This is a genomic window from Micromonospora sp. ANENR4 (assembly GCF_015354395.1).
Lineage (GTDB): Bacteria > Actinomycetota > Actinomycetes > Mycobacteriales > Micromonosporaceae > Micromonospora > Micromonospora aurantiaca.
This window is the reverse complement of record NZ_JADKYQ010000013.1, coordinates 69,234-89,129: the sequence shown is the minus strand read 5'-3', so window position 1 is coordinate 89,129 and position 19,896 is coordinate 69,234. Positions and strand designations below refer to the sequence as shown.

The following is a 19,896-nucleotide window of genomic DNA, read 5'->3' as shown; positions in this document are numbered from 1 at the left end:
GGAGAACCAGATGAAACTCGTGCGCACCGCGCTGGCGGCGGTGACCGCCGTCCTCGCCACCATCGCCTGCACCGTCCCCGCGAGCCCGGCCGCCGCCGCCGACGCCCCCTACGACGTGCTCGTCTTCTCCAAGACCGCCGGCTTCCGCCACGACTCCATCGCGGTCGGCACGCAGGCGGTACGGGAGCTGGGCGCGGCGAACAACTTCACCGTCACCGCGACCGAGGACGCCGCCCAGTTCACCACCGCCAACCTGGCCCGCTTCGAGGCGGTGATCTTCCTCAACACCACTGGGGACGTTCTCAACGCCACCCAGCAGTCGGCGTTCGAGGCGTACATCGGCGCCGGCGGCGGGTACGTCGGCGTGCACTCCGCCGCCGACACCGAGTACGACTGGCCGTTCTACGGCAACCTGGTCGGCGCCTGGTTCGCGTCCCACCCGGCCATCCAGCCGGCCACCGTGACGGTGGAGGACCGGGCCCACGCCGCCACCGCGCACCTGCCGCAGCGGTGGAACCGCACCGACGAGTGGTACGACTACCGCACCAACGCCCGCTCCACCGCGCACGTGCTGGCCAGCCTCGACGAGTCCACGTACTCCGGGGGTTCGATGGGCGGCGACCACCCGCACGCCTGGTGCAAGACGTACAGCGGCGGCCGGTCCTTCTACACCGGCGGCGGCCACACCCAGGCGTCGTACGCCGACGCGGCGTTCCGGTCGCACCTGCTCGGCGGCATCCGCTACGCCGCCGGGCGTACGAAGGCGGACTGCCGGCCGGAGACCGGCTACACCGCGCTCTACAACGGCGGCACCACCGGCTGGTCGCAGGCCGGGCCGGGCAGCTTCACAAACGCCGACGCCACGCTCACCTCGGTCGGCGGCATGGGCCTCTACTGGTACAGCGCGAAGCAGTTCACCGACTACTCGTTGAAGCTGGACTGGCGGCTGGCCGGTGACGACAACTCGGGCGTGTTCGTCGGCTTCCCGCCGTCGAGCGACCCGAACTCGGCGGTGAACAACGGCTACGAGATCCAGATCGACCCCACCGACGCAGCCGACCGGACCACCGGCGCGATCTACGGTTTCAAGTCCGCCGACCTGGCGGCCCGGGACGCGGCGCTGAACCCGGCGGGGGAGTGGAACACCTACGAGATCCTGGTGGAGGGGGAGCGGCTCCAGGTCTTCCTCAACGGCGTCCGGATCAACGACTTCGCCAACACCGACCCGGCCCGGTCGCTCGCCGGGCACGTCGGTATCCAGAACCACGGCACCGGCGACGACGTGTCGTTCCGCAACATCCGGATCAAGGAGCTCGGCGGCACGCCGCCGCCGACCGGCAACACCACCGTCCAGGCCGAGGCGTTCGGTTCGGCGAGCGGCGTCAGCGCGTACCCCAAGGCCGGTGCCAACGGCGGCCAGACCCTGGGGTACGTGGATCCGGGCGACTGGGCCGCGTACCCGGGGCTGGACCTGACCGCTGTGACGTCGCTGCGCGCCCGGGTGGTCTCCGGTGGCCCGGGCGGCACGCTCCAGGTGCGGACCGGCTCGCCGACCGGCCCGGTGCTCGGCCAGGTGGCGGTGCCGAACACCGGTAGCTGGACCACGTTCGCCGACGTGAGCACCGCGCTCACCGGAGTGCCGTCCGGTACGCAGACGGTGCACCTGACGTTCACCGGCAGCGGCTCCGGGCTGTTCGACGTCGACGACTTCACACTGGTCCGCGGCACCGCGAGCGGTGGCACCGGCCCGATCCGGGGCCTGGCCGGCAAGTGCCTGGACGTGCGCAACGGGTCGTCGGCCGACGGCACCCAGATCCAGCTCTACACCTGCAACGGCTCGACGGCGCAGTCGTGGACGGTGACGCCGAACGGGCCGGTGAAGGCACTGGGCAAGTGCCTGGACGTGTCGGGTGGCGGCAACGCCAACGGTACGAAGATCCAGCTCTACACGTGCAACGGCACCGGCGCGCAGACCTGGTCGGCGCAGGCGGACGGCACGGTGCGTAACCCGCAGTCCGGCAAGTGCCTGGACGTGTCCGGCAACAACTCGGCCGACGGCACTGCGGTGCACCTGTGGACCTGCACGGGTGCGGCGAACCAGCGCTGGACCCTGCCCTGACGGAGGCCATAGAGTGGAGGCGGCGACCGCGAGGTGGCCGGTGACCCGGCGGGAGGCGCAACCCGTCCGGGAGCAGACGCTCCGGCGTCCACCGGTGCCCACGCGACCGCCGCCTCCGGTCGTCCTCGCCCCGGTCCGTGACGGAATCCCCCATCACCACAGGGGAGAAGGACAATGGCGCGACCCATCACGCTCTTCACCGGCCAGTGGGCCGATCTGCCGTTCGACGAGGTCTGCCGGCTCGCCGCCGAGTGGGGCTACGACGGGCTGGAGATCGCCTGCTGGGGCGACCACTTCGAGGTGGACAAGGCGCTCGCCGACGACTCGTACGTGGAGCGCAAGCGGGCCACCCTGGCCAAGCACAACCTCCAGGTGTTCGCCGTCTCCAACCACCTGGTCGGCCAGGCGGTCTGCGACCACCCGATCGACGAGCGGCACCAGGACATCCTGCCGGCCCGGATCTGGGGCGACGGCGAGCCGGAGGGGGTGCGGCAGCGGGCCGCCGAGGAGATCAAGGACACCGCGCGGGCGGCGGCGAAGCTCGGCGTCCGCACAGTCGTCGGCTTCACCGGTTCGTCGATCTGGCACACCGTGGCGATGTTCCCGCCGGTGCCGCCGGCCATGATCGAGCGCGGCTACCAGGACTTCGCCGACCGGTGGAACCCGATCCTGGACGTGTTCGACGAGGTGGGCGTGCGGTTCGCGCACGAGGTGCACCCCAGCGAGATCGCCTACGACTACTGGACCACCAAGCGCACGCTGGAGGCGATCGGGCACCGGGAGGCGTTCGGGCTCAACTGGGACCCGTCGCACTTCGTCTGGCAGGAGCTGGACCCGGTGAACTTCATCTTCGACTTCGCCGACCGGATCTACCACGTGGACTGCAAGGACGCGAAGGTCCGCACCGGCGACGGGCGGCGCGGCCGGCTCTCCTCCCACCTGCCCTGGGCCGACCTGCGGCGCGGCTGGGACTTCGTCTCCACCGGCCACGGCGACGTGCCGTGGGAGGACTGCTTCCGGGCGCTCAACGCGATCGGCTACGACGGCCCGATCTCGGTCGAGTGGGAGGACGCCGGCATGGACCGCCTGGTCGGCGCGCCGGAGGCGCTCCAGTTCGTCCGCCGCCTGGCCTTCGACGCCCCCACGGCAGCTTTCGACGCCGCCTTCAGCAGCCGCGACTGACCCTCCTTCCGCGCGCGCGATCTTGCACTTGCGGCCCACGTGATGCCGCTTATGCCCGTTTCGGGAGGGCCGCAAGTGCAAGATCGGCGGCGCGGAGGGTGGGGTGGAGGGCGGGGCGGGGGGTGGGGGGTGGGGCTAGCGGGCGGCGTAGGTCTGGGTGCTTACCAGGTGGGCCGCGCCGATCAGGCCGGCGGTGTCGCCGAGGTCGGACAGGACGATCGGCATGCTGCCGGTGGCCAGCGGCGTGGACCGCCGGTAGACCACGCCCCGGATCTCGGCGAGCAGGACCGGCCCGATCCCGGCCGGCGCACCGCCGATGATCACGATGGCCGGGTTGACGAAGCTGACCAGCCCGACCAGCACCCGCCCGAGCCGGCGGGCGGCGTCGCGCACCAGCGTCTGCGCCGCCGGGTCCCCCTCGGTTGCCGCCGCCACGTCGGCCACCGACAGCGTCCCGGCCGCGACCAGCCGGTCCGCCAGCGCCGTCGAGCGGCCGGCCCGCGCGGCGGTCACCGCCTCCCGCACCAGGGCGACATCCCCGCAGTACGCCTCGACGCACCCGTTGTTGCCGCAGCCGCAGAGCGGCCCGTCCTCGGTGAGCTGGAAGTGACCGATGTCGCCCGCCCCGCTGGCCGCGCCCCGGTACAGCGCGCCGGCGAGCACCAGCCCGCAGCCGATCGCCTCGCCAAGCTTGACGTAGAGGAAGTCGTCGAACGGCCGGCCGGTGCCCGCGTGCCGCTCGCCGAGGGCCATCGCGTTGGCGTCGTTGTCCACCTGCACCGGGCAGCCCAGCTCGGCGGCGAGCGTGTCGCGTACCGGGAAGCGGTGCCAGCCGGGCAGGGCCGGCGCGGACACCGGCGAGCCGTCGCGGACCTCGACCGGCGCGGGGAGCGCCACGCCGACGCCGGTGAGCGACGTCAGTCCCGCCTCGACGCGCAGCTTGCCGAGCAGTTCGACGATGCGCCCGACCACCACGTCCGGCCCGAGCCGGACGTCCACCGGCTCGTCGTGCCGGGCCAGCGGGTTCAGCTCGCCGTCGGTGAGCGCGACCCGCAGGACACCGTCGCCGACGAGCACCGCGCCGAACCGGACCTGCGCGCCGATGCGCAGCAGCGACGAGCGGCGTCCGCCCCGGGACGCGGCCGGCCCGGCGGTCTCCACCAGGCCGAGCGTGGTCAGCCGGTCGACCTCGGCGGCGAACCGTGCCCGGGGCAGGCCGAGGAGGTCGGCCAGTTCGACCCGGGAGCGTGGGCCGTCGTCGCGCAGCAGGCGCAGCAGTCGCGCCTGATCCGCCGTCTCCGGTCCGACCATCGGCATGTGGTCACCTCCCCACGGAGAATGTGCCACACCGCCGCCCGCGCACACGGGAGCGGGCCGGTCACGCGGAGGTGACCGGCCCGCTGTCCGCTTGCGTCAGAGCGTGTTGCCGGTGCTGGACGGCTTGGTGCTCGTGCCGGTGGTGGTCGAGCCGGACGCGCTGGTCGAGCCCGTCCCGTTGGCGCTGCGGCTGCCGACCGCGGCCGGCGTGCCGGCGAACGGCTTGTCGGCGTCGGTCATGCCCGGCTTGCCGCCGTTGGTGGCGAGCTTCTCACCGAGCTTGGTCTGCCCCAGCTTGTCCTTGCCCTCCGAGTAGAGCCGGTTCGCCTGGGCCTGCGCGACCCCGGCCGCCTCCTGGACGGTCGGGTGGTCGAGCACCTTGCGCCCGCGGACCACCAGCTCCTCGTACTTCTCCCGGCCGGCACGGGCGCCCAGGACGAATCCCGCAGCCAGCCCGCCAAGAAACATGATCTTTCCGCGCATGGCGGCTCCTTCCGTACCTGACGCTCTCGCCGGTTTCCCGCCAGCTCGGCGGAACGACCGTCTCGCGCCTGCGTTCTCTGTCGACGGCTAACTACCCATCCTGCTCTCCGCTCATGCCTCCCTGTGCCGAGATGACGATTTGTCCGGAATCCTGGCGCGTCAGCCGGTCCGGTCCTCCTCCGGTAACCCCCTGGCGCACCACCCCCCGATGTCCTGTACTCTTGTCCCCGTCGCACGGAGCGGAGAGATCCGAACCGAGCGGTGCACGGTCCCCTGTAGCTCAATTGGCAGAGCAGCCGGCTGTTAACCGGCAGGTTATTGGTTCGAGTCCAATCGGGGGAGCTTCGCTCCACTTCACGCCCGTCGGTAGATCCGGCGGGCGTTCGTCGTTCCTGCCTCCCCTCGCGCGTGCCCGGCTGCCCGGTTTCCGCCCGCGAGGCCTCGTTCGCCCGGCAGGATGGTCGGCGTCGACCTAGACTCCCGCTGCGTCGATTGATGCGTCGATTCGAGGACGGTGGAGATGGCCGCAGGACGCAGCCGCTGGACCGCGACGCTGATCGCGGTGGCGGTGGTGCTGGGCTGGCTGATCGTCGGCGGCATCGCCGGTCCGTACTCCGGCAAGCTCGGCGAGGTCTCCACGAACGACAACGCCTCCTTCCTGCCGGCCGACGCCGAGGCCACCCGGGCGCAGGACCTGGCCGGCGGATTCGTCGACCGGGAAACCACCCCGGCCCTCGTGGTCTACGAACGACCCGGCGGTCTCACCCCCGCCGACCAGCAGCGCATCCAGGCCGACGCGGCCCGCTTCGCCGAGGTGCCGGGCGTGGTCGGCCCGCTGCCGCCACCGGTCGTCAGCCAGGACGAGCAGGCCGCCCAGGTGATCGTGCCGATCGACAGCGCCGAGGGCGAACAGATCCGGTCCGTGGTGGAACGCCTGCGTGACATCGCCGGCCCGGACCGCGACGGGCTCACCGTCGACGTGGCCGGACCCGCCGGGCTGCTCGGCGACCTGATCGAGGTGTTCAGTGCGATCGACGGGCCGCTGCTGCTGGTCACGCTGACAGTGGTGCTGGTCATCCTGCTCGTCGTCTACCGCAGCCCGGTCCTCTGGATCTTCCCGCTGCTGGCTGCCGGGATGTCGTACTCGCTCGCCGCCGTCTTCGTCTACCTGCTCGCCGACCACGACATCGTCAAGCTCAACGGGCAGGCACAGGGCATCCTCACCGTGCTCGTCTTCGGCGCCGGCACCGACTACGCGCTGCTGCTCATCGCCCGCTACCGGGAGGAACTGCACCGGCACGAGCGCCCCTGGGACGCGATGCGGACCGCCTGGAAGGGCGCCGCCCCGGCCATCGTCGCCTCCGGCGCCACAGTCATCGTCAGCCTGCTCTGCCTGCTGCTGTCCAGCCTCAACTCCAACCGCGCGCTCGGCCCGGTCAGCGCCGTCGGCATCGCCGCCACGCTGCTGGTGATGCTCACCTTCCTGCCCGCGCTGCTGGTCCTCGGCGGCCGCTGGGCGTTCTGGCCCCGGCGACCCCGGTACGACCAGGCCGACCCGCGCGCCGAACACGGCATCTGGGCGCGGATCGCCGGCTTCGTGGCGCGCCGCGCGCGTACCGTGTGGGTGGTCACCGCCGTGGTGCTCGCCGCCCTCGCGATCGGGGTGACCCAGCTCGGCGCCACCACGCTCGGCCAGTCCCAGCTGTTCACCCAGCGCACCGACTCGGTGGCCGGGCAGGAGGTCATCGACAGGCACTTCCCGGCCGGCACCGGCAGCCCCGCCACCATCTTCACCACCCAGGACACCGCGCGGCAGGTCGCCCAGGTGGCGCAGGGCGTACCGGGAGTCGCCTCGGTGCTGCCGCTCGGCGAGCGGGGCGAGAACGCGCCGCCCGACCCGGACGCACCCCCGAAGGTGGTCGACGGGCGGGTGCAGCTCAACGTCACGCTCGCCGACCCGCCGGACAGCAACGGCGCCGAACGCACCATCCGCGACCTGCGCGAAGCGGTGCACCGGGTACCCGGAGCCGACGCCGTGGTCGGCGGCTTCACCGCGATCAACGTGGACACCGCCGACGCCTCGGTACGCGACCGCGACGTCATCATCCCGGTGGTGCTGCTCGTCATCGCGGTCATCCTGGCCCTGCTGCTGCGCGCCCTCGTCGCACCGGTGCTGCTGATCGCCACAGTGGTGCTGTCGTTCCTGGCCACGCTGGGCCTGTGCGCGCTGCTGTTCCGGTACGTCTTCGACTTCCCCGGCGTCGACCAGTCCTTCCCGCTGTTCGCGTTCGTCTTCCTGGTCGCGCTCGGCATCGACTACAACATCTTCCTGATGAGCCGGGTCCGCGAGGAGTCGGTCCGCCGCGGCACCCGCGCCGGTGTGCTCGCCGGACTGGCCGTCACCGGCGGCGTCATCACCTCCGCCGGCATCGTGCTCGCCGCCACGTTCTCCGCGCTCGCCGTGCTGCCGCTCGTGGTGCTCGTCGAGCTGGGCGTGGCGGTAGCCGTCGGCGTCCTGCTGGACACCATCGTGGTCCGCTCGCTGCTGGTGCCCGCGCTCGCGTACGACATCGGGCCGAAGGTCTGGTGGCCGGGCCGGTTGTCGCGGTCGCACCGCGAGGGCGACCGAGCCGGGGCGGGGGTGGACCGTGCCTGACACGGACGTGGTGGTCGTCGGCGGCGGCCTGGCCGGTCTCGCCGCCGCCCGGCGGCTGCACCGCGCCGGCGTGCCGTGGCGGCTGTTGGAGGCGGGCGACCGGCTCGGCGGGCGGGTCGCCACCGACCGGGTCGACGGGTTCCTGCTGGACCGGGGCTTTCAGGTGCTCAACGCCGCGTACCCGCGACTCACCGGCCTGGTCGACGTCGGCGCGCTCGGGATGGGCTGGTTCACGCCCGGCGTGCTGGTACGCCGTGGCGACCGGCTGGAACGCCTGGTCAACCCGCTGCGCGAACCGACCGGCGCGCCCGGCACGCTCACCGCCGGCATCGGATCACTGACCGACCGGTTGCGGTTCGCCGCGCTCGCCGCCGGCTACGCCACGGTGCCGGTCGGGCGGCTGCTCGGCACACCCGAGACCACCGCCGAGACGGCGCTGCGCAGGGCCGGGCTCTCCGACGCGATCATCGAGGAACTGCTCCGGCCGTTCCTGTCCGGCGTGCTGCTCGACCGCGAGCTGGCCACCTCCAGCCACGTCCTCGCGGTCGTCATGCGCTCCTTCGCCCGGGGCCGGATCGGCCTGCCGGCGGACGGCATGGCGGCGCTGCCCCGGGCGCTCGCCGCGCCGCTGCCCGCCGAGCTGATCGAGCTGAACACCCCGGTCACCGAGGTCGCACCCGGCCGGGTCCGCACCCCGTCCGGCGAGATCACCTGCCGCGCCGTCGTGGTCGCCGCCGACCCGCCCGCGGCGGCCACGCTGCTGCCAGGGCTGCCGAGGGTACGCATGCACGCCTACACCACCTACTACCACCGCACCGGCACGGCACCGCTGGACGAGCCGATCCTGCTGCTCGACGGCGACCGGCGGGAAATGATCGCCAACACGGTGGTGGTGAGCCGGGCCGCGCCCACCTATGCCCCCGACGGCCAGCATCTGGTCGCCACCTCGGTGGTCGGCCCGCAGGCCCCGCCCGAACCGGTGATCCGGCGCGAACTGGACCGCCTCTACGGCCGCTCCACCGCCGACTGGACCCACCTCACCACAGTCGCCGTGCCGGAGGCGCTCCCGGCCGCACCGCTACCACAGGGCCGGCTGCGCAAGCCGGTCGCGCTCGGCGACGGCCTGTACGTGGCAGGCGACCACCGCGACAGCCCGTCCATCCAGGGGGCGCTCGCCAGCGGGTGGCGTACGGTCGGCGCGGTCCTCGCGGACTTGCGGCGCGGGTGAGCCGTCGGCGGGTTGCGCGTTGTTATCCTCGCGTTGCCCATCGTGCTGTCGCGGCCGTGTTTCCGCCCGGTAGGTGGTGGTCCGCGCAGCGATCGGCGGGTTACGATCCGGCGCGGTCACGGGGCGGTAGCTCAGCCGGTTAGAGCAGGGGACTCATAATCCCTCGGTCGCGGGTTCGAACCCCGCCCGCCCCACCACCTGTTTTCCCTGGTCAGTGCTGCTGCCGACGTACGTGCCGAACACCGCCCGCCCGTTCACCTCGCAAGTTCGCCAACTCATCTGCCACACCACAGTGATCACGGCGGATCGGTGCATTCGGTCGTTGCTTACGATCGCCATGATTCGCGACAGGGCGGGAGTGTGGGATGAGCCTCGACATCGCGGTGTGGATACCGGACGACGACGCCTACGCCGGCCGGAACGTCGTCGCGGATCCGCCGGGCACCAGCACTGGAGTGGGAGCTGAGAGCTTCCGCCATGAGCTGTGGGGTTCCGCAGCCGCTCGGCGTCTCGGCGCGATGTTCCTGCCGCAACTCGCTGACATCACGGTCGAGAACCGTGGGAATCTCCAGGTCCCGCCCGGCCGGCTCGACGCCTTCGAGCAGGAGTGCGTACTCCTGGCGGAGAACGTCGAGCACCTATCCGCCGCGACTGGATACGACGCGGATCGCATCCTCCATTACCTGACCAACATGCAGCACGCTGTGGAGCGCGCCAAGGCGGTACGCGGCGGCATCATCATCTGGTAGCGGCATCAGAGACGGCCGGCTGGGCGGCCGCGCCCCTGATTTCGCAGATGAAGGGACAGGTAGCCCTCGCGACGCTTCTCACCGGCTGCACGAGCGACGCGTCACACGAAGGTCTCTGCCGAGGGACCAACTTCGCAAGAAGTTTCCCCTGAGTGCCGGCGACAGACCTGTCAGGACGCAACCTGGGCAAGCCTGAGCACGTGTTCGAAGCCGCGTTTCTGCGTCGGTGACTCCACCATCGGCAGGATCAGCGCCGGTATGCCGGCGGCAACCGATCCGCCGTCGCCGGTGGGATGATCACCGACCATCAGGGTCTGGCCCGGTACGGCATGGAGGGCTTCGAGGGCGACGCCCCAGATCCGAGGGTCCGGTTTGACGAAGCCGACCTCGTACGACAGGACGAACGCATCGACATGGCCGTCGAGTCCGTGCCGCGCGAAGCATTTGCGGATGTCCCAGCCGACGTTGCTGACGACGCCGATGCGAACACCGCTGTCACGCAGTGCGGACAGGGTGGCGACGGTGTCGGCGTACGGCTCGATCGCTTCGGCGTGTGTTTCGTGCATGACCGATGCCAGCGCCCGGTCCACCCCAGGAATCTGCTCCAACACGGTGAGGATCGCCCGATCCCAGACTCGCGGATCCAGATCCCGGGCGATGTGGGCCGGATCCGTGGCCGTCTTCCGCAACAGTTCCGCGAAGTCGCCGGCAATGCGGTGTTCCTCGCCGACAGCCAATGTCCGGCCGATCGATGCCGCCGCGTTGCCCACCCAGCGTTCCGAGTCCCTGGCGAACAGAGTCCAGGCGAAGTCGAACAGTACCGTCGTCACGGGCTTGGCGGCCATCGCATCACCCTAGATAAATACGATGAGTTCTGTGGGCTCAGCCGAGCTACCAGTACCTGCCGCAGTCCGGCTCGAGCTTGTCGACCGCGCTCTCCAGGTCGCCCGTGTCGCTCGCCACCTTCACGATCGCTTCCGCATGTTCGAGCTTGGGCTTGATCGAGCGGACTTCGACGCCCTTCAGGCCTGCGGCCACGGCGAGCGACCTGAATTTGCTCCGCAGCGTACGGTCGGTCTGCTCGCCGGCCACCCGGTTCGCCACCGCCTCGAGGTTGACCAATCGGGTGGACGCCTCTGCCCGGGCGTTGACGAGCTCGGCCTCCACTGTCGAGCTGGAGGCGACCCCGACCAGGATGATCAGGCCGGCGATGGCCTTCTCCAACGGACCCTTGACGGCGGTGCAGGCCGCCTTGTTGTTGCCGGCGGTGGCCACTTGCGTGGCCTTCTTGGTAGTGGTCGGAGCTGCGGGGGCCGTCGAGGATCGCGGGGTGCCCGAGGACCGGGGGGGCGGCGAGGTCTCGGGTGCACGGGTCGGTGTGGCCGTCGCCATCGTGGGCGTGGGGATGGGCGACTCCGCAGCGCTGGGTGACTCCGTGGAAGCGCTCGCCGCCACGGCGGTGGGCGTGCCCGGCATCTCGTCGGCGCGGCCACACGCCGAGGCGGTGAGCAGCATCGCAGCGACCGCCGCACAGAGCCCGAACCGTCGTACCGTCACGTCGTGTCCCATCTCGCGATCTTGCGGGAGCGTGACGATACATGGCGGACGCAGTGGCGACCATCAACCGGCTGGGCCGGCCGCCCGGGGCAATCACTTCTTCGCTGTAGCAGTAGGCCGTCCGTCCCGGTCATTCGGCTGGGGTGCGAGTGGAACTCGGCCAGCCGGGCCGCTGAACCGCCCCTCTGCATGTCCATCTGAGGTCGAGAGCGTTGCTCTGAAGCTCCAGGACCACTGAGGGATCGTGCGCCCTCGTCGCTTCGACCTTGTCGGCCTTCTTCAGGAGCACCGAACCCTTGAAGTCGAAACCATCGACGCCGGACCGCTTTGCCGCTTCGGCGATCGGGCGCATCGTCGCCGGTTCGCCGTGGGTGCCGTTCTTCACCACCTCGTTGATCTGCTCGCACACCCAGGCGGCCAGGGCGACGCCCTCCAGGGCGGGATGCGAGGCGGGGGCCGTGGTGCCACCCGACGAGGGCTCCGGCGCGGGGCTGTCGCCCTGGCAGCCTGACGCGGCGAGGACCACGGCGACGGCGAGAAACGCGGGGTGTATGCGAAGCACCGGCAGATGATAGATGGTCTTCGCTGACGGCCGTCGCCTGTCTTCCCGATCGCAACTCGCGTCGGCATGCTAGCCGGATGGAGAACCTGCACGCGTCGGCGTCGCGCGTTGCCGTCGCCGACCACTGAGGTGACCAGGTCGTAGAAGCCCGGCTTGGCATCCGGGGACCGATCACGATCGTGCTGACGGGACGCTCGCCGGAACCGGCCGCCGGCCGGACCGGTGTCGCCGTAAAGGTGACCAGCCCGGGCACCGCCGAAGCGGCCTTCAGGTCGTCCACCGTGCCGTACGGGCCCGCGAGCTGCGCGGTCAACTCGACCTGCGACGAGGTGGAGCCCGGCTCGACCGTCCACTGCACGGTCAGGGTCTGGCCCGGGTGGTAGGGCTTGTCGACGTCCAGGTCCGTACAGCAGGTGTATGCCGGCGGCGGCACCATCTCGGCGGTTCGGCGCCGCAGGCAGCCAGCAACGGCACGGCGAGGCAGCTGAGGAGGCGCAGGCGCGGCGAGTTCATGCGCAGGATCGTAGGCGGGGTCCGCCGCTGCGAGGGGGCGACGGACAGATGCACCGCGGCCTATGGTTGCCGCGTGAACAGACGCCTGTGGGTGGTGTCGGCACTGGCCGCGACCGCGCTGCTCGCCGTGCCGGTGACCGTCGTCGGCGTCCACGTGACCCACCCTCGGAACGAGGACGGATACCTGGCGCACCTGAAGCAGTACGGCGACCGGCAGAACGACAGGCCGCTGGCGGTGTTGCCGCCGACCGCGGATCTGGTCGCCGAGGGCGACGCGGCGTGCGACTGGTTGCGCGAACAGCCGTACGCGCTGTGGCGGCACGATCCGGAGTACCGCGAGCTTGTCGTCTACGAGCGCTACGTCCGGCAGGTCGAGAACCACCTGCCGGCCTGGGGCGACGAGCTGCCCGACCGGCGATCGGTGACGGGAGCCGCGTGGACCCACCTGTGCCCGGCGGAGTGGGAACTACGCCAGCCCCGCCGTAACCCCTTCGCCCCCAAACCGCCGGACTGAACGCGCGGCCCGTCGTACCCGGTGCCCTCGTCCGCATCGATCTTGGAGTTGTGGCACCTCGTAAAAGCCGCGTGCGGGACATCCGAGGCGCCACAACTCCAAGATCGCCGAAGAACCCGCGCGGCGGGCGGTCAGCGCCCGCGGTTCGTGGCCATCCAGGCGGTGGCGAAGTCGACCAGGGTGCGCTGGGACATCAGCCGGGCCGTCGCGGTGCCCACCCGGCCGATCGTCGCGCCGTCTGTCGCCTCGAAGTCGGCGCCCAGCCGGTCGAAATCGTCCTCGTCGGTGACGACGTCTGTCCACGTGGTCCACCGGCTCGTGCCGTCCGGCAGCCGTACCGCCGAGCCCGTCATCGCCCGCGGCGGTGACGCCTGCCGCCACTCCGCCAGGTGCAGCGAGGTGTTGGAGCTGTGGTCGCAGCCGAGCAGCAGCACCCTGCCGTCGAGCCGGTACACCGCACCGAGCGGGGAGTGCTCGCCCAGCGCGTCGTCGAGGCGGTGCCCCGCCACGATGTCGGCGGCGTGCGCGCCGAGCGCGGCGAAGGACACCTGCGGATGGTCGCTGCGGCGGGCGCCGGGCCAGGTGCGTACCGTCTCGGCGACGGCGCCCATCCACCGGCTCGGCGTGCGCGCGGGGTCGAAGCCGGGGGTGTGCTCGCGGATGACGGGCCACCACGCCTCCGGTACGGGCGGATGCCGCCACCCGGCCGGGTCCGTGTTGTCCGGGGTGTGTGTCGGCACGACGAGGGTGCCCTCCGGCCCGAGCGCCGCCAGCAGCGCCAGCACCACCGCCTCGGTGCCGCCGGCGACGAACCCGAGACTCCGGTACGACGAGTGCAGCAGCAGAACGTCACCCGGGACGATGCCGAGCGCGCGCAGGTCGTACGCGATCGAGGTGACGGTGTGCGGTGCGGCCTGGTCCACGCGGCGCAGTGTAGGCGGAACCGCCGCACCGCATTCTCGCCGATCCCGGGATAGCGGCGGTGCCCTCCGGCGTCTGTCACTGGTGAACGAGAAAACGAGGGTGGTGCGGTGGACGAGGACGAACGGGCGGTGCTGGCCGAGTTCGTGGCGAGCCGTGCGCCGGCGCTGATACGGGTCGCCTACCTGCTCACCGGTGACCGCAGCAGTGCCGAGGATCTGTTCCAGTCGGCGCTGTCGAAGGTCATCCCGAAGTGGCGGAGCATCCGGCACGCCGACCCGGAGGGCTACCTCCGTGCCGTCATGTACCGGGAGCAGGTGAGCTGGTGGCGGCGGTTGCGTCGTCGCCGGGAGTCACCGGTCGGGCTGCACGAGCCGGTGGTGGCCGACCCGGCCGGCGGTACGGATCTGCGGCTGGCGTTGCGGACGGCGCTGTGGCAGTTGCCGCCGGCGCAGCGCACCGTCGTGGTCCTGCGCTACTACGAGGACCTGCCGGAGGCCCGGGTCGCCGAACTGCTCGGCTGCTCGGTCGGGACGGTGCGCAGCCGGACCCACCGGGCGGTCAGCCGACTGCGTCAGATCCTGCCGGACAGCGAGCTTCTGGAGATGCGGCGATGAGTGATCCGTTCGAAGGTCTGCTCCGCGCCACCCTCACCGACATCGCCGAGGAGGCACCGACTGTGCAGGACTCATTGACCAGGGCGGAACGGCGGGTGCGTAACCGTCGACGCAACACGGTGGCGGCAGGTGCGGCGGGCGTCCTGGCGGTGCTGGTGATCGGGGCGCCGTTCGCCTACGCCAGCCGGGACGACGACCCGGTGATTTCGCCGCAGCCGGGCACGAGCGCCCCGCAGCCGGACCGCACCGAGCCGGTTCCGCCCCCGCCGGGCCTGGCGTCGCCCGTCCCTGTCGGCCCGGACGGCCGGCGGATGCCGGACGGCGCGGACCCGACTCGCCCGGGCGCACCGTCGCCCGTCCCGGATTCGCCGGGCGCGCCGTCGCCCGTCCCGGTCGACCCGGACCCGAGCATGCCGGCCAGTCCGGTCCCGGCTTCGCCGGGCGTGCGGTCGGACAACCCCGTCGGCCCGTCGCCGAGCCCCGTCAGGCGCTGATCGACGCGCACGATCCGATCGGATCGGTGCCGAGAGCTGGGTCCGCGCCGATGGTGGCGGGCCCAGCTCTGCTGCCGATCTGAACCGGATTGACACGCGGGGCGGTCCGCGGGGGAGAGTCGGGCATGAGCTTTCCGCTGTCGACGCCATCCGCCGTACCCGCCGGCACGCTCACCACCGGCCCGCAACCCACGCTGTTCGCTACCGACGGCCTGGTCCTGCGCCCCTGGGAGGACGGGGACGCGCCCGCCGTCCTGGCCGCCTACCAGGATCCGGAGATCCGCCGCTGGCACACCCGCCGGCCCACGTCGCCGGAGCAGGTCCTCCGGTGGTTCGCCCACTTCCGTCGTGCCTGGCAGGAGGAGACGGGCGCGAGCTGGGCGGTGACCCGAGGCGACGAGGTGGTGGGCCGTATGACGTTGGGCGGCTTCAACCTCGACGACGGCGAGGCCGCGTGCGCGTACTGGGTGGTTCCGGCCGCCCGTGGCGCGGGCGTGGCCTCCGGTGCGCTGCGGGCGCTGAGCGCGTGGGCGCTCGGCGACGGCCGGCTGCACCGGCTGTGGCTGGACCACTCGACCGGCAACGTCGCGTCGTGCCGGGTGGCGATCAAGGCCGGGTTCCGGCTGGAGGGCACCAAGCGCAGCGCTGCAGTGCACCACGACGGACGGCACGACATGCATCTGCACGCCCGCGTCCGCGAGGACGACTGACCGGCTCACGACTGCGCGGCGGCGACCTCCCGGATGCGCCGCAGCGCCTCCGCCCGGTCCATCCCGGTCGCCTGGAGGATGTCGCTCGCGGCGGTCCGGACCTGCCCCACGATCACCGTGCCGGACAGCCCGGTCCCGGCCAGCTCCGCGCGCGTCGCCGCCGCCACCGCACGCAGCGCGTGGCGGCGGGCGTCCTCCGGGCCCTGGCCGGCGAGAACCTCCTCCTGTACGGCGTGCACTGCCGCACTGAGCGCCTCCACGGCGTCCGGCAGGCTCTCCGGTATCGGCTCCCCGTCCTCGATCAGCACGACGGCCCGCCGGGCCAGCACGCGGGTGTTCCAGACCGCCTGGTCCACGTCCGGCGCGCTGAGCTGGTAGTGCCGGACGGAACGCCGCCTCGGCCACCGCGCCGGGGCGAGGTCGACGGTCTCCTTCGCGCCGCCGAAGACGTCCCAGAACCGGCCCAGGTCCGCGCCGATCGCCTGCGACCGGCTCAGCGCCCGGTCGGCCAGGTCGTGGTCGCGTCGCCGTAGCGCGGCGGCGGTCGCGGCGAGCTGGCCGGCGAGTTGCCGCAGCGTCGGCGCGGCCACCCGCCGCACGACCCGCAGCGGGTTGATCGGCACCAGCAGCAGTGTCACCACCAGTCCCACGCCGCCGCCGATCAGCGCGTCGACGAAGCGGGGGAACTCCAGCGTGTGCCGGGAGGAGGAGAGCGCGCCGAGCAGCACCGCCGTACCGCTGGCGTTGCCCACGATCCCGCCCCGCGTACTCAGTGCCAGCGCGACCAGGACGGACGCCGCGACGATCACGCCGGTCTGCCACACGCCGGCGCCGACGGCGCCGATCAGCAGGTCCGACACGATGATGCCGAGCGTCACCCCGGCGAGCAGCTCAACCGTGTTGGAAAGGCGTCGCCCGAACGACGAGGTGATCACCGCGACCGCGGCGGCCGGGGCGAAGATCGGGCTCGGCATGCCGGTGAGCCAGCGCGCGGCGGCCCAGGCCAGCGCCGCCGCCAGTCCGGCCTGCACGGCGAGTACGGACTTGATCCGCAACTGTTGCATCCGGTCCCGCCCGGCGGCCCGGCCGCGCTCGTTCACGCGCTCCCACGCCTCGTCGAACCGTTCCGCGTCCAGGCCGGCGCGCCGCGACGACCCCCGCCGGCCGCCGCGCCCCTCCCGCTGCCCGGTCACCGCCGGCGGCTACCCGCAAAAGCCGCCGCCAATCCCGGCGTCCGTCGTGGTCAGGCGCCCGGCTCGAGGTACGCGGCCAGGTGCGCCAGCGAGGACGCGATGCCCTCCTCGTGCACCGCCTGGTCGATGCCGGGCGGTACGCCGGTGGCGGCGACTGTCACATCGGTGCCGTCGCCTGCGGCCGCGAGGTGCCAGGTCATGGTCATGGTGCCCGCGTACGCCGGGTCGTCGGCCTGGAACACGGCCGTCTGCACGACCCGGCGCGCCGGTACGAGTTCGGCGAACCCGACGTCGACCACGTCGGTGGCGTCCGACGTCTTGCCCGGGCTGCCGGCCGGGTCGAGGTAGGTGAGCACCATCCGGAACCCGCCGCCCGGCCGCGGATCCCAGCGCTCGATCCGCCCGCGCATCCCGTCCGGCGGCAACCACGCTTCCAGGGCCGCCCGGTCCACGAGCGCTCCGTACACCGCCCCCGGATCGGCGGCGATCGTCCTGCTGCCCCGATCGACCCTGCTCACCCCCCAACCCTAGGCCCCGCCCCACCCCGCCGCGGGTGTGCTCGGCGATCTTGGAGTTGTGGCAGCTCGCGTAAGCCGCGAAGCGGGCATCTGAGGCGCCACAACTCCAAGATCGGCGGGGAGCGGGAGCGGGGCGCGCCCGGTACGCTGCCACGAATGCCGGTACGACCGCACCTCCACGACTCGCTGCTGCTCGGGGATGACGACACGCCGCTGGCCCGGATGCGGCTGCGGGACGACGACGGCACGGCGGTCGCGGCCGACGTCCGGGCGCTGCCCGAGGCGCCGCTGACCCGGCTCGTCGCGCAGGTGCGGCGCGACCTGGCCGGGCACCGGCTGGAGACGCCGGATGAGGCGCTCGCGTCGGCCCTGGTGGCCGACGGGTTGACGCTGGACCGGGCCGCCACGGACATGCGGCACGACCTGGCCGACGTACCCGAACCGGTGGCGCTGCCGGAGGGCTGGTCGCTCGGCGCCCCCGGCTGGGACGACGACCTCGCCGCTGGGCTGGACGCGGCGTACGGCCCGGACCACCCGGACGGCCGCTGGCAGCCGAGCGACACCGAAGAGGTACGGGCGATCTTCGACACCGGTGAGCCGGTGCCGCCCCTGGTGCCCGCCTCGGCACGGCTGGTCGACCCGGACGGCCGCAGCGCCGGGCACGTCCTGTGCGCCGGGCCGGTGCCGTGGACCGACGACGACTGCGTCTGGATCCTCAACCTGGGCGTCGCGCCCCGCGCGCAGCGGCGCGGGTTCGGCCGGGCGTTGCTGGTGCACGCGTTGCGCGGCGCGCGCGAGGCAGGACTGCCGTCGGTCGGCCTGTCGGTGGTCGACGGCAACCCGGCCCGCCGGATGTACGACGCGGCCGGCTTCCGCGTCCTCACCCGGGTGCTCACGGTCCGGATCCCCGAGGCGTAGGCCGCTGGCGTCAACGCGGCGTAGTTCGCGGTCGCCGCGCCGGTCCACTGCGGTTCCTTCCATGCACTAGCGTCGGCTGGGTGGGGAAGCATGCTGCGAGCTACGAGCCGTTGACTGTGGCGCGGCTGGGCGAGTTGCTCGTCGAGGTGGACGACAGCCGTCGCTGGCGGTTGGTTGCGGAGTTTCTGGAGGAGTTCCGCTGGGAGCCGCGCGAGACCCGCATACGGTTGCTGCAGGGGGAGCCGGCACCCACCGGAGACGAGCATTGGGACGTGTTTCTCGCGGCGCTGGTCGAGCACCTGAGCGCGAAGGACGGGCACGGCCCGCCGCCGTGGGTCGAGACGCGGTCGCTGCGGCGGTTCTGGTTCCCGTTCAACACCAAAGCTGCTCGAGTGGATGCGGTCGTTCACGCCCCGGCGGCGTTCCGTCGCCGGGGCGTCTACGTCTCCGCACATGAGCTGGATGTGGCATGAGGCCGGAAGATCCCCTTCTGGATCGCGCCGCGATCGAGAACGCTTCCGCAGGTTGGGCGACCGGCTCGCGAAGCGGGGGGTGATCGCGGACCTCTACATCTTCGGCGGCGCGGCGATGGCCTTGGCCTACGACGCGCGGCGGTCGACGCGGGACATCGACGCCGTTTTCCAGCCGCACGGGGTGGTTCTCGACGAGGCCCGAGCGGTGGCGGACGAACTCGGCCTGCCGCACTGGTGGCTCAACGAGCAGGCGAGCGCCTATGTGGCTCCTGGCGGTGGCGCCCGGCGGCGGGATGCCGAAGACATCCGCTTCCTCATCGATCACCTCGGGCTGACGAGTGCCGAGCAGGCGCTGGATCTGTGCGCCGAGATCTTTCCCGAGGAGGAGGTGCCGGGCCGGGCAAGGCTTGTGCTCGACGACGTGTTCGGCGCCGATTGAGGCCAGGAGTAGCCGCGCGGTGAACCTTCAGACGCCGGTGAGCAGAGGGCGGTGCTCGGACCAGAGCCAGCGCAGGTAGTCGCGCAGCCGTTCCGGGGTGGCGATCCACCCCTGGGCGGGATAGCGGAGCAGCCGGCTGACCTCGCCGGCCACCAGGTCGTACCCGGCCGCGCCGGTCTCCGGCACCGGGGCGTCCGGTGCGACGGCCACTGGCAGCGGAACCATCGGGATCCGCAGGCCGGCGTCGTCGCAGGCCCGCAGCACGGTGAGATAGACCCGGACCAGGTGGTACGGCGAGACGACGAGCGCGACGCTGCCGACGCCCAGCGCCCGTACCTGCTCCACGACCCAGGTGGCCTGCCGGCCGGTGCCGGTGACCGGCTCGGGCTGGAGCACGACCCCGTCGGTCCGGCGCAGACCGAGCCCGCGCAACCGGTCCAGTGTGAGCGGGCGGTACGTCCGCTCGGCCGAATCGGTGTTCGCCACCAGCAGGTGCCGCAGCGCCGGACTGGTCTCCCAGGCGCGGATCGCGTCGGTGAGACGCCAGTCCTCGCCCTGGCCGGTGGCCACCACCAGCGCGTCCACCCGCTCGGCGGCGCGGTGGGGGAGCGTGAGGACCATCGTGACCACCTCCAGCACCGCCAGGAGCCGGTCGGCCGGGACGTCAGCGAACGCCTCCGCCTCCACGAGCCGTGGCAGCGGGCGGGACACACTCGTCACGCCCGCGATCTTG

Annotated in this window: 21 protein-coding genes and 2 tRNA genes; 14 read left to right on the top strand and 9 right to left on the bottom strand. The window is 72.3% G+C overall.

Annotation, left to right across the window (positions count from 1 at the left end; genetic code table 11):
• The first annotated feature begins 10 nt into the window (after positions 1-10).
• Together IRY44_RS22905 and IRY44_RS22900 are read left to right on the top strand one after the other, a co-directional pair.
• Entirely contained in the window at positions 11-2,119 is a 2,109-nt protein-coding gene (locus IRY44_RS22905; RefSeq protein ID WP_194802289.1) for a ThuA domain-containing protein, read from the top strand.
• Positions 2,120-2,293: 174 nt separating this feature from the next.
• Positions 2,294-3,301 (top strand): sugar phosphate isomerase/epimerase, encoded by a 1,008-nt coding sequence (locus IRY44_RS22900; protein WP_194802288.1) that lies wholly within the window; start codon positions 2,294-2,296, stop codon positions 3,299-3,301.
• 135 nt (positions 3,302-3,436) lie between these two features.
• Here the strand turns inward: IRY44_RS22900 and IRY44_RS22895 are convergent, their stop codons facing one another.
• The gene (locus IRY44_RS22895; protein ID WP_194802287.1) at positions 3,437-4,618 is read right to left on the bottom strand and encodes an ROK family transcriptional regulator; all 1,182 of its coding nucleotides are present in this window, start codon (positions 4,616-4,618) and stop codon (positions 3,437-3,439) included.
• 96 nt (positions 4,619-4,714) lie between these two features.
• The gene (locus IRY44_RS22890; protein ID WP_135241524.1) at positions 4,715-5,101 is read right to left on the bottom strand and encodes a hypothetical protein; all 387 of its coding nucleotides are present in this window, start codon (positions 5,099-5,101) and stop codon (positions 4,715-4,717) included.
• Positions 5,102-5,370: 269 nt separating this feature from the next.
• Here IRY44_RS22890 and IRY44_RS22885 point away from each other — a divergent pair.
• The 5 genes from IRY44_RS22885 (at position 5,371) to IRY44_RS30800 (ending at position 9,734) form a co-directional block, all read left to right on the top strand.
• A tRNA-Asn gene (locus tag IRY44_RS22885) sits at positions 5,371-5,443 on the top strand.
• A 178-nt stretch (positions 5,444-5,621) separates the two neighbouring features.
• Positions 5,622-7,757, top strand: a complete 2,136-nt coding sequence (locus tag IRY44_RS22880) for an MMPL family transporter (RefSeq protein ID WP_194802286.1) — start codon at positions 5,622-5,624, stop codon at positions 7,755-7,757.
• On the top strand, positions 7,750-8,985 hold the full coding sequence (locus tag IRY44_RS22875) for an FAD-dependent oxidoreductase (RefSeq protein ID WP_194802285.1): 1,236 nt from the start codon (positions 7,750-7,752) through the stop codon (positions 8,983-8,985). The genes IRY44_RS22880 and IRY44_RS22875 overlap by 8 nt, the downstream gene beginning before the upstream one ends.
• Before the next feature lie 120 nt (positions 8,986-9,105).
• A tRNA-Ile gene (locus tag IRY44_RS22870) sits at positions 9,106-9,182 on the top strand.
• 168 nt (positions 9,183-9,350) lie between these two features.
• Positions 9,351-9,734 carry a hypothetical protein gene (locus IRY44_RS30800; protein WP_228532617.1) on the top strand — a complete coding sequence of 128 codons (384 nt, stop codon included), beginning with the start codon at positions 9,351-9,353 and terminating at the stop codon, positions 9,732-9,734.
• 170 nt (positions 9,735-9,904) lie between these two features.
• Here the strand turns inward: IRY44_RS30800 and IRY44_RS22860 are convergent, their stop codons facing one another.
• The 3 genes from IRY44_RS22860 to IRY44_RS22850 all read right to left on the bottom strand — a co-directional run bounded on the left by IRY44_RS22860 (position 9,905) and on the right by IRY44_RS22850 (position 11,853).
• Complete coding sequence (locus IRY44_RS22860; protein ID WP_194802284.1) at positions 9,905-10,579, bottom strand: HAD family hydrolase; 675 nt, start codon at positions 10,577-10,579, stop codon at positions 9,905-9,907.
• A 46-nt stretch (positions 10,580-10,625) separates the two neighbouring features.
• Positions 10,626-11,303, bottom strand: coding sequence for a hypothetical protein (locus tag IRY44_RS22855; RefSeq protein WP_194802283.1), 678 nt, complete (start codon positions 11,301-11,303; stop codon positions 10,626-10,628).
• Positions 11,304-11,421: 118 nt separating this feature from the next.
• Entirely contained in the window at positions 11,422-11,853 is a 432-nt protein-coding gene (locus tag IRY44_RS22850) for a hypothetical protein (protein WP_194802282.1), read from the bottom strand.
• 586 nt (positions 11,854-12,439) lie between these two features.
• On the opposite strand from IRY44_RS22850, the gene IRY44_RS22845 reads away from it, so the two are divergent.
• Positions 12,440-12,880 (top strand): hypothetical protein, encoded by a 441-nt coding sequence (locus IRY44_RS22845; protein WP_269697452.1) that lies wholly within the window; start codon positions 12,440-12,442, stop codon positions 12,878-12,880.
• Positions 12,881-13,011: 131 nt separating this feature from the next.
• On the opposite strand, the gene IRY44_RS22840 is transcribed toward IRY44_RS22845, so the two are convergent.
• Positions 13,012-13,803: an aminoglycoside N(3)-acetyltransferase gene (locus IRY44_RS22840; protein ID WP_194802280.1), complete on the bottom strand. Its 792-nt coding sequence runs from the start codon at positions 13,801-13,803 to the stop codon at positions 13,012-13,014.
• A gap of 108 nt (positions 13,804-13,911) precedes the next feature.
• On the opposite strand from IRY44_RS22840, the gene IRY44_RS22835 reads away from it, so the two are divergent.
• The 3 genes from IRY44_RS22835 (at position 13,912) to IRY44_RS22825 (ending at position 15,622) form a co-directional block, all read left to right on the top strand.
• A complete protein-coding gene (locus IRY44_RS22835; protein ID WP_194802279.1) occupies positions 13,912-14,418 on the top strand; it encodes a SigE family RNA polymerase sigma factor in 507 nt (168 codons plus the stop codon).
• Entirely contained in the window at positions 14,415-14,912 is a 498-nt protein-coding gene (locus IRY44_RS22830) for a hypothetical protein (RefSeq protein WP_228532616.1), read from the top strand. The genes IRY44_RS22835 and IRY44_RS22830 overlap by 4 nt, the downstream gene beginning before the upstream one ends.
• Positions 14,913-15,037: 125 nt before the next feature.
• On the top strand, positions 15,038-15,622 hold the full coding sequence (locus IRY44_RS22825; RefSeq protein WP_194802278.1) for a GNAT family N-acetyltransferase: 585 nt from the start codon (positions 15,038-15,040) through the stop codon (positions 15,620-15,622).
• A gap of 5 nt (positions 15,623-15,627) precedes the next feature.
• On the opposite strand, the gene IRY44_RS22820 is transcribed toward IRY44_RS22825, so the two are convergent.
• Together IRY44_RS22820 and IRY44_RS22815 are read right to left on the bottom strand one after the other, a co-directional pair.
• Positions 15,628-16,815 (bottom strand): aromatic acid exporter family protein, encoded by a 1,188-nt coding sequence (locus IRY44_RS22820; protein ID WP_194802277.1) that lies wholly within the window; start codon positions 16,813-16,815, stop codon positions 15,628-15,630.
• A 50-nt stretch (positions 16,816-16,865) separates the two neighbouring features.
• Complete coding sequence (locus tag IRY44_RS22815; RefSeq protein WP_194802276.1) at positions 16,866-17,333, bottom strand: SRPBCC family protein; 468 nt, start codon at positions 17,331-17,333, stop codon at positions 16,866-16,868.
• 156 nt (positions 17,334-17,489) lie between these two features.
• On the opposite strand from IRY44_RS22815, the gene IRY44_RS22810 reads away from it, so the two are divergent.
• The 3 genes from IRY44_RS22810 (at position 17,490) to IRY44_RS22800 (ending at position 19,163) form a co-directional block, all read left to right on the top strand.
• On the top strand, positions 17,490-18,251 hold the full coding sequence (locus IRY44_RS22810; RefSeq protein WP_194802275.1) for a GNAT family N-acetyltransferase: 762 nt from the start codon (positions 17,490-17,492) through the stop codon (positions 18,249-18,251).
• 80 nt (positions 18,252-18,331) lie between these two features.
• Positions 18,332-18,724, top strand: a complete 393-nt coding sequence (locus tag IRY44_RS22805) for a hypothetical protein (RefSeq protein ID WP_194802274.1) — start codon at positions 18,332-18,334, stop codon at positions 18,722-18,724.
• 52 nt (positions 18,725-18,776) lie between these two features.
• Complete coding sequence (locus IRY44_RS22800) at positions 18,777-19,163, top strand: DUF6036 family nucleotidyltransferase (RefSeq protein ID WP_194802273.1); 387 nt, start codon at positions 18,777-18,779, stop codon at positions 19,161-19,163.
• Between the two features lie 27 nt (positions 19,164-19,190).
• Here IRY44_RS22800 and IRY44_RS22795 read toward each other — a convergent pair whose 3' ends face one another.
• Complete coding sequence (locus IRY44_RS22795) at positions 19,191-19,883, bottom strand: hypothetical protein (RefSeq protein WP_370584992.1); 693 nt, start codon at positions 19,881-19,883, stop codon at positions 19,191-19,193.
• Positions 19,884-19,896: the final 13 nt, after the last annotated feature.